Source organism: Shewanella sp. 10N.286.52.C2, from assembly GCF_002874545.1.
Classification (GTDB): Bacteria; Pseudomonadota; Gammaproteobacteria; order Enterobacterales; family Shewanellaceae; genus Shewanella.
This window is the reverse complement of the sequence record NZ_MCTV01000014.1, coordinates 107,179-124,016: the sequence shown is the minus strand read 5'-3', so window position 1 is coordinate 124,016 and position 16,838 is coordinate 107,179. Positions and strand designations below refer to the sequence as shown.

Annotated in this window: 11 protein-coding genes; 3 read left to right on the top strand and 8 right to left on the bottom strand. The window is 40.5% G+C overall.

Features of this window, described 5'->3' with window-relative positions; translation table 11 throughout:
• Nucleotides 1-619: 619 nt before the first annotated feature.
• Nucleotides 620-3,016 carry an EAL domain-containing protein gene (locus BCU94_RS07215; RefSeq protein WP_241903448.1) on the top strand — a complete coding sequence of 799 codons (2,397 nt, stop codon included), beginning with the start codon at nt 620-622 and terminating at the stop codon, nt 3,014-3,016.
• A 114-nt stretch (nt 3,017-3,130) separates the two neighbouring features.
• On the opposite strand, the gene BCU94_RS07210 is transcribed toward BCU94_RS07215, so the two are convergent.
• The gene (locus BCU94_RS07210) at nt 3,131-4,075 is read right to left on the bottom strand and encodes an alpha/beta fold hydrolase (RefSeq protein ID WP_102476006.1); all 945 of its coding nucleotides are present in this window, start codon (nt 4,073-4,075) and stop codon (nt 3,131-3,133) included.
• A 132-nt stretch (nt 4,076-4,207) separates the two neighbouring features.
• Nucleotides 4,208-6,040 (bottom strand): DUF885 domain-containing protein, encoded by a 1,833-nt coding sequence (locus tag BCU94_RS07205; RefSeq protein WP_102436166.1) that lies wholly within the window; start codon nt 6,038-6,040, stop codon nt 4,208-4,210.
• Nucleotides 6,041-6,266: 226 nt separating this feature from the next.
• Here BCU94_RS07205 and add point away from each other — a divergent pair, with 226 nt between their 5' ends.
• A complete protein-coding gene (gene add, locus BCU94_RS07200) occupies nt 6,267-7,262 on the top strand; it encodes an adenosine deaminase (RefSeq protein WP_102476005.1) in 996 nt (331 codons plus the stop codon).
• A gap of 81 nt (nt 7,263-7,343) precedes the next feature.
• Here add and hemN read toward each other — a convergent pair whose 3' ends face one another.
• The 5 genes from hemN to BCU94_RS07175 form a co-directional block, all read right to left on the bottom strand.
• Nucleotides 7,344-8,720, bottom strand: a complete 1,377-nt coding sequence (gene hemN / locus BCU94_RS07195) for an oxygen-independent coproporphyrinogen III oxidase (RefSeq protein ID WP_076542040.1) — start codon at nt 8,718-8,720, stop codon at nt 7,344-7,346.
• 225 nt (nt 8,721-8,945) lie between these two features.
• Nucleotides 8,946-9,407 carry a DUF2489 domain-containing protein gene (locus BCU94_RS07190; RefSeq protein ID WP_102436162.1) on the bottom strand — a complete coding sequence of 154 codons (462 nt, stop codon included), beginning with the start codon at nt 9,405-9,407 and terminating at the stop codon, nt 8,946-8,948.
• Nucleotides 9,408-9,509: 102 nt separating this feature from the next.
• On the bottom strand, nt 9,510-10,067 hold the full coding sequence (gene yihI, locus BCU94_RS07185; RefSeq protein WP_102476004.1) for a Der GTPase-activating protein YihI: 558 nt from the start codon (nt 10,065-10,067) through the stop codon (nt 9,510-9,512).
• 55 nt (nt 10,068-10,122) lie between these two features.
• Nucleotides 10,123-10,785, bottom strand: coding sequence for a methyltransferase domain-containing protein (locus BCU94_RS07180; protein ID WP_102476003.1), 663 nt, complete (start codon nt 10,783-10,785; stop codon nt 10,123-10,125).
• An 834-nt stretch (nt 10,786-11,619) separates the two neighbouring features.
• A complete protein-coding gene (locus tag BCU94_RS07175; RefSeq protein WP_102435891.1) occupies nt 11,620-12,240 on the bottom strand; it encodes a c-type cytochrome in 621 nt (206 codons plus the stop codon).
• A 167-nt stretch (nt 12,241-12,407) separates the two neighbouring features.
• On the opposite strand from BCU94_RS07175, the gene yihA reads away from it, so the two are divergent.
• Nucleotides 12,408-13,070 carry a ribosome biogenesis GTP-binding protein YihA/YsxC gene (gene yihA / locus BCU94_RS07170; protein ID WP_102476002.1) on the top strand — a complete coding sequence of 221 codons (663 nt, stop codon included), beginning with the start codon at nt 12,408-12,410 and terminating at the stop codon, nt 13,068-13,070.
• A gap of 628 nt (nt 13,071-13,698) precedes the next feature.
• On the opposite strand, the gene polA is transcribed toward yihA, so the two are convergent.
• Nucleotides 13,699-16,461, bottom strand: a complete 2,763-nt coding sequence (gene polA, locus BCU94_RS07165) for a DNA polymerase I (RefSeq protein WP_102476001.1) — start codon at nt 16,459-16,461, stop codon at nt 13,699-13,701.
• Between the last annotated feature and the right edge of the window lie 377 nt (nt 16,462-16,838).

Here is a 16,838-nt window from a genome sequence, read left to right as displayed (position 1 = left end):
GCAAAAAGAATAAATCCTAACGCTGATAACTTGAGTTATTAGCTGCAACATATCAGCGTGAGCGATGAGTGTGGACGAATGCCCATGTGAAAGTAGGTCATTGGCAAGCGCCTAATATCTCTCGTAAGAGAGTCGATAAAGGCCTGACTTAACAGTCAGGGTTTTTTTCGTAGTTGGGGTAAAAGACAACAATTCCTGATGTTGATTGCTGAGTCATTAGCTGCTGAATATTATTACTTAAGGCAAGTGTGGGCAGTACCCATGTAAAAGCAGGGGTTATCTTTAGGGCTAACGGACTGAATAATGCTATGTCAGTGAACAATAGATCATAGTAAGGCTAGTCCACTAAGTCGCGCCAAGCAAAGTGTGTTTTGCCAAGGGTGCTACTGTGCAGAAGTTTTTACGTTGCTGAAGTTTATTGATGGCATATTTTCGATTAGCTGTTGTTGATCTCTGTCGTCTTTAGTATGTTATTAATGCGTCAAATATTTTATTAGCAATCAACGGTGTAGCCTTGTCAAAGCGACCTTTATTTTCACTATCATTCTTAGTGCCTTTTTTTATAAGCGCCCTGTTCTTTCTATTAGTCAGTGGGGAGTTTTACTATGAAAGAGAAGAGTTGCATTCTCAACTGGCGGCTAATGAATCTAAGCACATTGAGAAAGAATTGTATCGGATGACGCATGTCATTGAGTCAGCGTTAGCTAATCAAGACACTTCAAGAATTGAACAAGAGGTTTCTCTTACTGCTATAGATAGCAATATGATGGTTTATGTCATTTTAGATGCTTCTAGCCAAATTCGCTTCGCTAATCATGTCATATGGCGTGACAGTAATGCTACTAATGTTATTGATGGTTACATCAATGACATCCATCAACAAGCGGTAAGCAATAAACGCCCACTGATTCAAACCAATTTAGAGCGTGGCTCTATACAAGCATATTATCCTATCAATGCCTCAGATAAATATAGTTATTCTAGCGCGGTAGATGTGATTTATGTTGAGTACAATATCTCCTCATTGATGGCTGAGGCTGCAGACAGCCTCCAAAAACGCTTTATTTATATTTGGGCAATTGGTGGCATAATTGTGCTACTTTTTTGCTTAGGGTTATATTTGGTACTAATTAAGCCTATTAGAACTTTAACTAAAAATGCGCAAAATATTGTCAATGCTAAAGGGGGATCGACTAAGGTGACTACCTTTGTCGATGAGTTATATTGGCTCAATAAGTCATTGGTTCAAGTAGGGCTACATTTAGCCGAAAGCAATCAACGACTGACTAATGCTGAGCAGCGTTGGTTATATTCTATTAATGCAGATCAACACGGTATTTGGGACTGGGATACTATATCCAATGGCGTCTTCTTATCAGATCACTGGAAAGAAATATTAGGTTATCAATCCGATGATATCGCTAGCTCCTATGAAGCCTGGGAAGCTTTGTTACATCCAGATGATAAAAAAGCAGTGGTAGCAGCACTTAATAATTATCTGCAAGGTAAAACTCGCAATTACGAAAGTGTTCATCGGATGCTAACTAAGGCGAATGATTACATTTGGGTGTTAGATAGAGGTCAAATTATCCAGTGGGATGAACTGGGTAAGCCAATAAGAGTCATAGGTTCGATAAACGATGTTTCTTCTGAACTTGAAAACCAACAGATTACTGTAGAAAGGCAAAGTCATGTTGGGGTGTCAGATATTATTGATCGGGAAGCGTTAGCTAACGAATTGTTTGACCTTCAAGCTTATGCGCGTAAAAGTAATCAACATTGCAGCTTGCTAGTCATTAATCTAAGCAACATTAAGTTAGTAAATGAAGCGTTAGGTGAGCAACTCACTGATCGATTACTTATGCAGATTTCAGCAAGGCTTGCTGGGAGTTTTTCAAATAGCTGTTTGTTAAGTCGTCTGGGAGATGATGAATTTGTTATTGCAGCAAAAAATTTAGGTAATAATTTAGAGCATGCCAATAAACGTGCGTTAGCGTTAGCAAGTGAAGTTCGCCAAGTGGTTGGCCGTAGTTTCAGCATATCTGGACAAGATGTTTCAGTTTTTACTCAAATTGGAATGGTGGTTTTTGATGGCCAAGAATCTTTAGAACCGAGTCAGTTACTTTCTCGTGCAGATAAAGCTTTATGCAAAGCTATTGAAAGTAAGACCAATAGCTGTGTGCTACATAGTTTACTGTTGGATGCTAGCCACAATGAACCCTTGAAATTACAACGGGACTTAAAGTTAGCGATTAAGGCTGGCCAGATATCCTTGGTTTATCAGCCTGTAGTAGATATACATGGCAATACCGAAAGTGTTGAAGTATTGATGCGTTGGCATCATCCTCAGTTAGGTTTTATTCGCCCGAAGCAATTTATTCCAGTTGCTGAGCTTTCTAACACGATTTTTGAACTTGAATTATGGATGTTAAGTCAGGTTTGCTTATTTATAAAGAGCTTACAAGCTGCGAATTTAAATTGCCCGTGCTTTTCAATTAATGTCTCTTCTAGGCATTTTCATCAAGATATGTTTGTTGATGTTATTCTTAACAAGATTGCAGAAAGAGGCGTTAATTTTAATTTAATCCAATTAGAGTTGTCGGAAGATATCTTTTCTATTAATCCTATCACTGCAAAAAATAAAATTTTAAAACTACAGCGGGCCGGTGTCAGAGTCGCTATCGATGATTTTGGATCAGGTTTATGTCCGTTACATCGCTTTAATGGTATTCATTTTGCTCAGGTTAAGCTGGCTACTGGCTATATTAATGATATTGTTAGTTCAAAAGAGGCGCGAAAGATATTCCGCTCACTTATTAATATGACCAAACAGTTAAATTATCCTGTCGTAGTAAAGCACATTGAAGATCGTCAGCAGTTGAGTTTACTGAGCGATCTTAATAGTAATTTGTTTCAAGGCTTTGTAATTAGTAGGCCGCTATCCCAACAAGACATTAAACACTTATTAGAATCAGAAATTAACCTGAGCGTGGTTTGGAAAGTACCATTTAGTTAGTTTAAGTTATAAGTTAACTGGACTTCCCAAACTTCAGACAGTCATCAGGGTTTCTAAAGTGTTAATGGCACTAATATCAATGGCGCTAGTATAATTGCTATTAATAGCTGCTAATTAGTATTGCTCAAGAAAAGCGAACATACTTGTCAGTGCTTGGTTACGTACCTCATCTACTTCCATAAATATCTCATGCCGACTGCTGTGTATCCTTTGTAGCTGGCATAAGTTATTTTCCGCTCTATCTTGGGCTGCATTATCCACAATGGTGTCTTCAGTCGCTTGCAAAATAAGAATGGGCTTGATACTCGTTGCGGCCACTTGGGTTGCGTTATCAGCTGCTGTTATAGCTTCTAATAGCCAGTTGTTTGTGGGCGAGCCTAACTGAATTTGTGGATTCTGCTCAAACAGCGCGATAGAGGCTTGATAACGATTTTGGCTATGGGTTAGCTCATTGTCAGCAAAGCTGGTTGCATTATAGTTTTTACCACCAATAACATAGTTGGGCTCTTTGTCTGCAGTATAAGTATTTAGCAGCTTGGCTAAAGAGCGAATAAAGCCTTTATTCATTGGCAAGTTGATGCCATACATGGGGGCTGAAAACACCGCAGCATTAAATGTGCTTGGGTATTGGCCCATATACAAAGTACCTATGGTTCCCCCCATTGAGTGGCCCACAAGATATAGAGCATCATGTGCTTGGGGCTGAACAATTTGCTTGATAAAAACATGAAAGTCATCGATATAAGTCTGAAATTTATCAATGTGACCCTGGTGATTATTTTTTTGACTGCGTGATGACAAGCCTTGACCGCGATGATCGAGAATATAAACGCTATAGCCTTGCTGATATATATTGAACATCAGCTCTTTATATTTTAAATAGCATTCAACCCTGCCACTACTGATGACAATTGCTTTGTTGGTGGTTGGATTTCGAACAAAAGCATAGGCAATATCGGCATTGTCTTGACGTAGTTTGGCTTGCGTTACCGCTTGCCAAAATTGTTGCTGCTCATCATTATTAAGTTGTTGCTCTGACGAAAAAGACAAATCGATCACCTTAAGCTTTAAGAAATAGGACTAGGGTTTGGCTGGATGTAAACCTTGGCAGTGTAGCAAACAGTGATACTGATGGGGAAGATGGTTATAGAGAGCTAAATGGCAATTTAGCTCTCTAATGAGTGTCTATTATTAGTTTGCTCGTTGCTGCTCGCTAATGAACTCGTCAACCATTTGTTCTAGGATCGCCATGGTAACTGAACCATTTTCTAGCAATGCATCATGAAATAAACGGATGTTAAAGTCTTCACCTAATGCAACTTCAGCTTTGTTACGTAAACGCTTTATGGTTAATTCACCAACTTTATATGACAGTGCTTGTCCTGGCCACGAAATATAACGGTCAATTTCGGTGGTGACATTGTGTAGTGATAATGCGGTGTTACTGGCCATAAACTCTATGGCCTGCTCACGGCTCCAGCCTTTTGCGTGCATACCAGTATCGACCACAAGACGTGCTGCCCGCCACATTTCATAGGTTAAGCGGCCAAAATTACTGTATGGGTCTTGGTAAAAGCCCGCTTCTAACCCTAGATACTCTGAGTACAATCCCCAACCTTCGCCAAATGCCGAGATATAACTCAAGCGTCTAAAGTCGGGTAAGTCTGTTAGCTCTTTATTTAGCGAGATCTGTAAATGATGCCCAGGTACTGCTTCATGCAAGGTTAATGCTTCCATTTCATATAGCGGACGTTTATCGAGGGCGTATGTATTGACCCAGTAGTAGCCTGGATCATCATCACGGTTTGAGCCAGAGTAACGTCCCGTAGTGTATTTAGGGGCGATTTCAGCCGGTACTGGTTTAATGCCATAAGGGGTTCTAGGTAAGGTGGCGAAAAGTTTAGGCAAAGCAGCATCTGCTTTTTTAGCGATATAAGCAGCTTCTTTTAATAACTCTTCAGCTGTCTTTGGGTAAAACTGTGGATCTGTGCGTAAGAAATGCAGAAATTCAGCAAAGCTGCCTTCAAATTTTACCTCTTTGATGACTTGTTCCATTTCTGCTTTGATTCGGGCGACCTCTGATAAACCCAGTTGATGAACTTCATCGGTTGTCATGGCTAAGGTGGTGTAATAGGCCACGCGGTTTTGGTAAAAAGCCTCGCCATTAGGTAGCTCTTTTGCGGCAATCGCAATACGGGCATTAGGAATATATTCTTCAGTCATAAAATCGAAAAAATCTTGATACAGCGGTAGCACTTTTTGCTCAACAGTATCTCGACCTTGCTGGGTTAATTGCCGTTTTTCAGACTCGCTAAAGTGATCGGGAAATTGAGTGAAGGGTTTGTAATAACCGCTGTCTTCAACAGGGACAATATAGGCACTAATACTTTGCTCAAAACCGGTTAAGGTTACTTTTGCTGGGGTAATACCACTGCTTAAGCCCTGTTTTAGCCAAAATGTTTGCTGGGCAAAATAAGTGGGTAAGGCATTAAGTTTTGCTAAATAATCTTGATAATCTTCAACGCTATTAAAGCGCCCATTAGCGATTGAGGCGATGTAAGCATGAAAACCACTTTCGGCCGTTATCGGTAAGTAATGATCTTTAAAGTTGTACATATCAACACTGTTTTGCAGTTGGTACGCTAATAACTGTGCATTAATTTTGTCGGTTTTTGACAGGGTGGCCGGATCAATTTGCTTTAATGATGCCAGTAGCTTTTTCTGACGTAGATTCTTTTGGGCTAAGGATTCTGGTGATAAATCAGCTAATTTATCGGCCTTTGACTTATCGCCTAATGAATAGGCCAATGTCGGCGAGTAATCCAAGTCTACTTGCCAAGCGTTATCAATAATTGATTTCAGGCTCATATTTTCTACTACTGCCGCTGTAGCCGTTTCTTTTACCTGAGTTGGGGTTTCAGTTTTTTCGGGAACGCCTAAATAATATTGAGCTTTAGAACCTGAAGTCATTTTACAGCCAGATATGGCAAGCATGATTAATGCTGGCAGTATGAGCTTTCGCATGGGAAATTCCTTTAAACGTTGGTAAATAACAAATTTAGCTAACTAAGCCACAACATAGCAATTCAATCATATGCTCGCTAGTGAAATTCATCGACATAATTGTTACTGATTGCATAATTTAGTTGCTGCTAAGGTCGTTTTTTTGTCGATGCGTGTTAAACTTTGCTTGCTGGGTGTTCATAAAATAAAAAACACATTTAGCTAAAAAATTTAATAGGGGGCAAAAATGATCAATACATCCATTCCGCTGGTTGATTTGCATCGTCATTTAGATGGCAACGTGCGGGTCAAAACGATTTGGGAGCTTGGCCATCAGCATGGTATTCAACTGCCTGCTAACTCAATTGCAGAGTTGGCTCCCTTTGTTCAAATTCAAGGCAAAGAAAATAGTTTAGTGGCATTCCTGACTAAGCTGGATTGGATGGTGGGCGTATTAGCTGATCTAGATGCTGTAAAACGCGTAGCATATGAAAATGTTGAAGACGCGGCAGTATCAGGGCTTGATTACACTGAACTGCGTTTTAGCCCATATTACATGGCAATGAGTCATAACTTACCGATTGAAGGCGTGGTTGAGGCCGTTATTGATGGCGTCAAAGCTGGCATGAAAGATTATGATGTTAAGGTTAACTTAATCGGCATTTTGTCGCGCTCATTTGGACAAGAGAAATGCCGCTTAGAGCTTGATGGCTTGTTAGCGCATCGAGATAGCTTGGTGGCAATGGATCTAGCTGGCGATGAACTAGGTTTCCCTGGTGAGCTATTCAATGAACACTTTAAGCGAGTGAGAGATGCTGGCTTACAGATCACAGCCCACGCCGGTGAGGCGGCCGGTAGCGAGAGCATGTGGCAAGCAATTCAAGAGTTGGGTGCTACTCGAATTGGCCATGGTGTAAATGCTATCCACGACCCTAAGTTGATGGAATATTTAGTTAAGCACTCTATTGGAATCGAGTCATGCCCGACAAGTAATTTACATACTTCAACTGTGGCTGATTATGATGCTCATCCATTTACTCAGTTTCTGGATGCTGGAGTATTAATTGGTCTTAATACCGATGATCCTGGTGTGAGCGCGATTGATATCAAGCATGAATATCGTATCGCTAAGTCAGAACTGGGTTTAACTGATGCTCAGCTGATGCAAGTGCAACGTAATGGTGTTGAAATGGCCTTTTTATCAGGCAGTGAACGCAAGGCGCTATACGCGTCAAAGTTATAGTTAGCTCCTACCTGTTTAGCTGAAAATAAACATAAAAAAACCGCTGATAATCAGCGGTTTTTTATTGCGTGATAGTAAAAACTAAATCACTCGCGAGAACTGTTGCTGACGTGCTTTTTGACGATAGTAAACGTCAAAACACATACAGATATTGCGGATCAACAGACGACCGGTAGGGCTAATGGTAAGCTTACGGTCTGTGATATCAACTAATTTATCATCAATGAAGGTTTGTAGCAGTTTTAAATCTTCAACAAAGTACTCTTCAAAATTAATATCAAATTGCTGTTCAATTTTGGCTAAATCGAGGTCGAAGTGACAAATCATTTGTTTAATCACTACACGACGAATTTCATCGTCACGATTTAAGCTACAGCCTTTCCATAATGCGTGACCTTTTTCGTCAATCGACTCGTAGTATGGACGGATATCTTTTTGGTTTTGGGCATAACAATCGCCAATTTGGCTAATTGAAGACACACCTAAACCTAATAGGTCACATTCTTCCTGAGTGGTATAACCTTGGAAGTTACGATGAAGCTTACCGGCATTTTGAAGCTTTGAAAGCTCATCATCTGGCTTAGCGAAGTGATCCATACCAATGAACTGATAACCTGCACCGGTTAATGATTCAATGGTTTGATGCAACATATCTAGCTTTTGCTGTGGCGAAGCCATATCTTCATCTTTAATCTTACGCTGAGCGGCAAAACGAGATGGTAAGTGCGCATAGTTAAAGATAGACAAACGATCCGGTGATAACTCAATCACACGCTTAATGGTTTCTGCAAAGGTTTCAGGGGTTTGGTGCGGTAGACCGTAGATTAAATCTGCGTTGGTCGATACAAAGCCCATGTCTTTTGCTTTAGCCATTAAGTCAAAAATAAACTGCTCATCTTGTTCGCGGTTTACGGCAACTTGTACCTTTTTATTGAAATCTTGTACACCAATAGAAATACGGTTAAAGCCAGCTTCTTTTAATGTATCAAGCATGGTTAATTCGATTTCACGAGGGTCTACTTCAATAGAGAATTCGCCAACATCAGCAAAATTAAAATGACTTTTAATCAGCTTTGATAAGGTTAAGATTTGCTCTGGGTTTAAGAATGTAGGTGTACCGCCACCCCAATGCATTTGGGTCACAGTGTAATTTTTGAATAACGGGGCACGCTTAACAATTTCACTTGCAAGGTATTCAATGTACTGGTCAGCTTTATGTGCATGACGAGTAATGACTTTATTACATCCGCAGTAATAACAAAGCTTGGCACAAAATGGGATGTGGATGTATAAAGACAGTTTGTCACTTTTACTGGTTTCAATCGCTGAAAGTAGATTTTGCTCAGTAAAAGTATCGTCAAATTCTAAAGCCGTTGGATACGACGTATAGCGTGGACCACTGTAGTTATACTTTTCGATCATTGACTGATCCCAACTTATTTGTGTGGGCTGCTTCAAGGCGTGTCCTCCGGGTAAATTAGCAATGTACGAAGTATGCAAGTATCTTTAACAAATAACCTTGATCTACGTTGTAAATTTGAAATTTCTCATTAGCAATTAGGTGCATTTTTGCAGGAAAAGTTAGCATTTAGGTAGATTTGTGGCATAGCTCACAGCCTCAATATCCATGTTGAGGCTGTTATCTGTCTTATAACTAAGGGATTTGTTAAAAACTGTCGGTTATTAATGCATGAAATGAAACTGTTTCAACTTCTTAGCGTCTTCAAGCAAGCTTTGTTCTAACTTTGCTTCAGATTTCATTCTGGCTAAGTCCAATTTCATTCGCTGCTGTTTAGGTAAAGCGCTGCGTGCATCTTTTATGGGATGATCTTTAATACAGGCGTAATGCTCGAAGATATGCGGGAATTCAACGGCCATTGCTTCAGACATGGATAAGGTATCAAATAACTTAGCGATTCGCATTACCCCTTCAGAAGGCTCACAGCGCTCTTCTAACATGGCTGCTGCGATATACTTGATATCATCTAATACTTGTTGTTTTTTGGCTCTGGCTTCTATTGTGCGCTGCTTACTGGCTGCTAGTGATGCCTGTTGTTGTTTCTTGACTTGTAATAGCAAGTATCCGGCGTAAGAAGCTAAAAGTAATACAATGATGACAGCGACAACAATAACAATGCTAGACACAGTTTATCCTTAAAGTGATGTTAGGCTTGAATAAGGCTTAGTTTAGAATAAATAGAAAAATGGCATATCTGAAATAGATATGCCATTTAAAAGTAGTAATGATTAAGACTGGTAGTCTTTTAATACATCCGCGCCTGTTTCAAAGCGCTCATATAAATCATCATCTGAAGCGGCTTTTTTACTCGGAGCGGCTGGTGCTGGTAATTCTTCAGCATCCGAAATGCCTAATTTTTCCATCAGCGATTCAATTTTAGATAATTGGCTATCTAACCATTTCTGATCGTCAGCGGCTAAGTCTTTGCCTTCTTCTAGCAAATCAAGCAAGTCATTAAACCTTGGATCTTCTTCAAGCTTTAATAATTTTTGCTCGTCAGTCAGTTTAGGCTGTTTCACTTTTGCACTAGCAGCAACAGTTGCTTTTTTAGCTGGTGCAATCGATAACGCAACAGGCTTCTTGCTACCATGACGAGGGTCATTATTTTTTTGCGTTTTCACATGTGGTGATTCTTTTTCAATCAGGGCTTCGTTATGACGGCTACCTGATTTACGACCAGAATCATTCTTCTTGCCGCCGATGACTTTGCGCTCAGACTTTTTGACTCTTGGTGCTTGTTTAGGGCCATTTTCGCCGCCCTTGCGCGATTTTTTACTACGAGCCATTGGTGATCTCATTAGGTTGTAAAATTTGGCTAGACGGATTCATATCCACCTTGCACTAAATAAGGATGCGCTTTATATCAGACTTTGATGTTTTTTGCATCAATACGAGCTCTTTTGCTGCAAATAATAGCGTAAATTCGCTGTGTTGTGCCAAATACTCGAAAGTTTGTTGCTGATAAAAGCTAACGTGAGTGGGGTTATTCTTGAAATGCCATTTAGAAAAGTGATTTAAATCAGTCATTAAAGACGTACTTATTGCTAACCATCCACCAGGTTTTAGCAATTTTGACAGTAATTGCCATTCTTTACCTGGTTGCTGGAAATGCTCTAGTACCCGATAGCAGCAAATGAAATCGTATTGCTGATTGAAAAGTTGTTGATCGGCTTTAACAAATGGGTCGTACTGATAAAGGCGGTGACCCGCGTGTTCAATTTTGTTGAGGCTGGCTTTGTCTAGCACCCTGCCAAAATTGAGCCCTGTCAATGAACCACTTTGCTGGGCGCTTATCTGTGACAGCAAGGGTTTGATAAATTGAATTAGTTGCTTTTGCTTGCTGGCTTTATTGGCTCGGCCATAACGCTGTAATTGCGCTGCCGGCATAAGGTGGGATTGGGGGTTAGCGAAAACAAGGCCGCATTGATCGCAGCGGTAAAAGGCTCTTTTTTTATCTTGTAGAAAAAATTCAGCACGATAACGGCACAAGGGACATTTTATCATTGAAGTAAGCAGGCACCTGAACAAAAACAAAGATATATATCAATCAATAGCAGATTTAGGTTGATTATGAAAGTGATTACAAAAAGCGGAAATAAAAAAAGGTGGCAGTAAACTGCCACCTCGTAAAACAGTGCTTATCACACTATATTCTGATTCCAAGTATCCGTACTTGCTATGTGACTATCCCGGTCAGTATCCTTCTTGTTTTTAGCGCTTTCCATGCTTTTTTAGTTGTTATCGGTCTTCAATGACACTTTATTTAAATCCTGTTGCCGTCCTGACCACAGCTTCCGTAGATGGTCTTCAATGACACATCAATTTCCTAGTTGTCTTCAATGACATTAGTAAACAATCCATGTTTAAAGTACCGTCCAGTGATATCAAGCCTCCGCAAGTGCATCCTAAGCAATTAGCTTCCTTTGCCGCTACTTTAATCCTTAAAGTAGTGTCCTTATGGGGTTTTATCTCTGTTGCGTAAGGGAGTGCTATTTAAGCGTGTCGACCATTCGGTCTAATCCTTACAAATTCTATATGACCTGGACTTCAAGCTGAAATCACTACTCTTATTATTTTTAGTGAGTGGTCTTATTTATATTATTGTTATTGGTAAATATTATTCTTATATCTTAAATGTAAACGTAGCCGAAATCTGTGAGATAGAATTGATATTTTTGTTCTGACAGTTGGGTTCATTTCGGTACGGGGCTATTTAACCCTAAAAGAGTGATCTCTGTCAAGCCTCAATAACCTCAAGTTTACGTAAACGTAAACTTGAGGTTGTAAAAAAGGGTGAATTGTCACCCTTTTTGTCGTTGTCAGCGCGAGCAGTAAAATTTACTTAAGGCTTGAAATATATTGAGATAATGCTTGGATATCACTGTCAGTTAGCTTTTTAGCAACATCTTGCATCATGCCATTGAGATCGTTGTTACGATTTGTATCGCGGAATTTATTTAGCTGGATTTTGACATAATCAGCATGTTGACCACCAATTGATGGGAAGCCTGCAAGCTCTGCGCCTTTACCATCTGGTCCATGACATGCCATGCATGAAGTGATACCACGATCCATATCGCCGCCTTTATAAAGGGCTTCGCCTTCAGCAGGAATACTCGCCACATCGGCTACATTTAATGTTTGGCTAGCATAATATGCAGAAACATCCTTAATATCTTGTTCAGATAAGGATATTGACATGCCTATCATGGTAGGATCATTACGACCTTCTTTGCCGCCGCTTTTAGCCGCCGCTTGGAAATCATGTAATTGCTTTTCTAGATAAGATGCGTGCTGTCCGGCCAGTTTAGGCCAAATAGGAGCAATGCTGTTACCGTCAACACCGTGACAGGCTGAACACATAACTGATTTAGTTTTACCCGCTTCCACATTACCTTCAGCGATTGCAGGGGTTGATATAGCGGCAAATACAGACAGCGCAAGAGCTAACTTTTTCATGGCGTTCCAACTTCTTGTTTAATTTATTGTCCTGAGCTTACTAGGGTGACCTGCAAGCGTGGTAAAATCTACAAACTGTGATCCGGGTAATATTTTACACGAAAATGTGGAAAAGTAAGCAAATCTTACATAATTAAGGTATTACCTAAAAATTATTGGAGTAAATCGTGTCAGAAACGCGTATAGATTTTCGAAAAACCAAGTTTTTAATTAGTGCGCCAGACATTGCACACTTAAATGAGTACTTACCTGGTGATGCCGGAGTAGAAATAGCGTTTGCTGGCCGCTCTAATGCAGGTAAGTCAAGCGCCTTGAATGCATTAACGGATCAAAAAGGCTTAGCAAGAACCAGTAAAACCCCCGGTCGTACTCAACTTATTAATGTTTTTGAACTTGAAGAAAACCGTCGTCTAGTTGATTTGCCTGGCTATGGTTTTGCTAAGGTGCCTTTAGCATTAAAAAATAAATGGCAAAAAGCTTTAGGTGAATATTTACAAGAGCGCGCCTGTTTAAGCGGTGTTGTGGTGTTAATGGATATTCGCCATCCGCTTAAAGATCTCGATTTGCAAATGATTGAGTGGGCTGTGCTGAGTGAAATCCCAGTGTTAGCTTTGCTTACTAAGTCTGATAAGCTCGCGCAAAACGTCAAAATGAAGACAGTTAATGCGGTGCGTAAAGAGTTAGCTGAGTATGGGGATTGGGTTAAAGTTGAACCTTTCTCTTCTACTAAAGGGACTGGTAAACCTAAAGTGCTAGGCATTTTAAATGAGTGGTGTAACCCAAGCTGGCTCACTGAAGCGGAGCAAGCATCGCAAGAGCAGGCTGAATAAGAATAACTAATTCTTGCTTCAGTTTAAAAAGGCTATTAAGACTTTGTACTTAGTAGCCTTTTTTGCATTTAAAAGTCGAGTTTCGAATAATGGCAAAAAAAAACCGATAACTAAATAGCTATCGGTTAAAAAAATTAGCTCTTTTGGGGAGAAGCTAAATTCAACAAGACTCAAGTGCCATCTACTCATTGATGACGCTCAATAAGCTCATAATACCTGTTTCTTAAATGTAGTTAAAGTATTTGCTCTAAAATTTATTTTGGGCAAAAAAAAGCTCCAGCATATATAGATGCTGGAGCGCCATAATTCGGCTTGTCACTATTTCTAGTGAAATAAAAAGGTCTGAAAGATGGAACATCTTAACCTCTGTACCCTACAGCGAAGATAATACGGTATTAGCCTTTAAATGAAAAACTGTTTTTCGTTAAAATGAACAATATTGTGAGCAGCAACACAATTTATGCTGGGTTTATCAGCGTTTTTTGTGCAAAAGACTAAGTGGTAAACAAGCAGGTAAAAAAAATACCTGTAAATTTTTCATTACAGGTATTTTGTATTCGGCAATGACTATCTGTTTAGCCGCATCCGTTTCATCATCTGTTTAGGTGTATATGTGAGTCGTTAAACCCTAATGCGCCTCATCCCAATTGTTTCCAAGTCCTGCTTCAGCTAATAGCTTCACATCAATGGAGGCCGCTTCGGCCATCAGTTCACAGACCTTGCTCTTCAAGGCTTCTGCTTTATCTGCATCCACTTCGAAAACCAATTCATCGTGCACCTGCATCATCATGGTGATCTCACCTTGAGTGTCGTTCTCAATCCAAGCGGCGATCTTTATCATCGCTTTTTTGATGATATCAGCGGCAGTGCCTTGCATTGGCGCATTAATCGCTGCGCGCTCAGCCGCCTGACGGCGCATGGCGTTTCTGTCTTTAATATCAGGTAAGTACAGTCGTCTGCCGTAAAGGGTTTCGACATAGCCAACATCAGCGGCTAACGCGCGGGTGTCTTCCATGTACTTCAATACGCCAGGATAGCGGGCGAAGTAAGTATCAATGTAGGTTTGAGCTTCTTTACGTGGGATATCTAGCTGCTTGGCCAAGCCAAACGCTGACATGCCATAGATTAAACCGAAGTTAACCGCTTTAGCTCGGCGGCGTTGCTCGGTAGTCACTTCTTCAAAATGCACCCCAAATACTTCTGCTGCGGTGGCTTTATGAATATCTTTATTTTCAGCAAATGCTGTCAATAAGCCTTTATCTTGTGAAAGATGCGCCATGATGCGTAATTCAATTTGCGAGTAATCGGCAGCCAATACTTTACGGCCTTCAGCGGCGATAAAAGCTTGCCTAATGCGGCGACCTTCTTCGGTTCTGATAGGGATATTTTGCAGGTTTGGCTCGCTTGATGATAAACGTCCTGTGGCGGCATTGGCTTGATGATAGCTGGTATGCACGCGCCCGGTAACAGGATTAACCATTAATGGCAATTTGTCGGTATAGGTGCTCTTTAATTTTGACAGACTGCGGTGCTGCAAAATAATTTTAGGAAGCGGGTAATCTAGGGCTAATTCAACCAGTACATCTTCTGCGGTTGACGGGGCACCTTTTGGGGTCTTTTTGATGACCGGATAGCCAAGTTTATCAAAAAATAATGCCTGTAATTGCTTTGGAGAGCCGAGGTTAAACTTCTCACCGGCGATGTCATAAGCCTTAGTTTCAAGATCGTCAATCTTCTGTGCAAGTTCATCACTTTGTTGACTGAGCAGCATGCTGTCAATGAGTACGCCTTGACGTTCGATATTTGATAATACTTGGATTAGCGGTAATTCAAGTTCATTAAATACTGAGCTGAGTGTTGGCTCTTTCTCTATTCTTGGCCATAGGTGCTGATGTAAACGCAGGGTGATGTCGGCATCTTCTGCTGCATAGGGCGCAGCTACATCCAAATTAATTTGGTTGAAGGTTAACTGTTTTGCGCCTTTGCCGGCAATTTCTTCAAAGCTAATATTTTTATGACCAAGATACTTAAGGGCTAATCCGTCCATATCATGACGAGAGGCGACAGAGTTAAACACGTAGGACTCAAGCATGGTATCAAAGCGAACACCTTTAAGGCTGATGCCTGCATTGGCAAAGATACTGATATCGTATTTTAGGTTTTGGCCGACTTTTTCAAGTTGGTCATTTTCTAAAATCGGTCTTAATTGCTCAAGTGCGTACTCCATAGCAAGTTGCTGTGGTGCGTCTAAGTAATCATGGGCTAACGGCAAATAAGCCGCTTTACCTGCTTCTATTGCAAATGAAATACCGACCAGCTTTGCTTCCATGTAGTTTAGGCTGGTGGTTTCGGTGTCGATGGCAATTAATTTAGCTTTTGATAGCTTTTCAATCCAAAGGGTTAACTGCGCTTCGGTTAATATGGTGTCATATTCAACTTCAATGGCCGCAGCGACAGGCGTGATTTCCTCTGTGGTGTTAGACTTGCTTGATGTATTAAAGCCTGATTTATTATCCAATACTTCTGCTAACCAGCGCTTGAATTCCATTTCACCATAAAGCTTAACTAATTCATCGCGGTTTTGTGGTTTGGTGGCTAATTTATCCCAGTCATTATCCCACTCCACATCGGTTTTGATGGTGGCAAGATCGTATGACAGCTGCAGCATGTCTTTATTTTCGGCAATTTTCTTTGGCATGGTTTTAGAGCCGCGGAAAGTCACATCTAACACGCTCTCAGGATTGGCGATAAGTTTATCGACGCCGCCAACCCCCGTTAGCATTGCTAATGCGGTTTTTTCACCAACACCGGGCAGACCTGGAATGTTATCGGCTTTATCGCCCATCATGGCGAGCAAGTCGATGATCAACTCTGGGCCGACACCAAACTTAGCGGTGACTTCTTCTGGGCCCATAATGGTATCGGTCATGGTGTTAATTAAGGTGACATGTTCATCTACAAGTTGCGCCATGTCTTTATCACCAGTGCTGATTAAGGTTGCTCGACCTTCTTGACTAGCTTTGAGCGCGATGGTGCCAATAACGTCATCGGCTTCAACACCTTCAATACTGATTAATGGTAAGCCTAATGCTTTAATAATGGCATGCAATGGGGCAATTTGGGTACGTAAATCATCAGGCATTGGTGGGCGCTGAGCTTTGTATTCGCTATACATATCATTACGGAAAGTTTTGCCTTTAGCGTCGAAAATTACCGCAATATGACTTGGATTATAGCGGCTCATTAAGCTGCGTAGCATGTTGACTACACCATAAACAGCACCCGTAGCTTCACCTTTAGAATTAGTTAAATGAGGTGGGGCATAATAAGCACGGTAAAGGTAAGAGGAACCATCCACAAGGACGAGTGGGTTATTGGGGATTGTTGGCATAGTTTGGCTTCATATTCAGTATTCTGAGATGGCTCTAGAATGCCACATACAGGGCTTTTCGGCCACGGCAAATTTTATCCCAGGCTGTGGATAAGTCTGTGAGTGAATTAATTAATCATTTAGGTGTGTTTTAACTACGACAGGAAGTAAAACAGTTAAGCCTTTGATTTGTTGTAGTAAATATAATTTTTGTGAGTTGAATTATAGTTTTAAAATATATTCCCAATTTGTGGACTTTTTAATATTCTTCCTTGAATTAACTGAATTCTTAGTTCAGTTTTAAACCATGAGGAGATTTGAGGAAATCTAAGTTAGCATGTTTTTTGAACAGATCAATAGATTTGTTGAAAAAAGGTTAAATTAATACAATGGCAAGG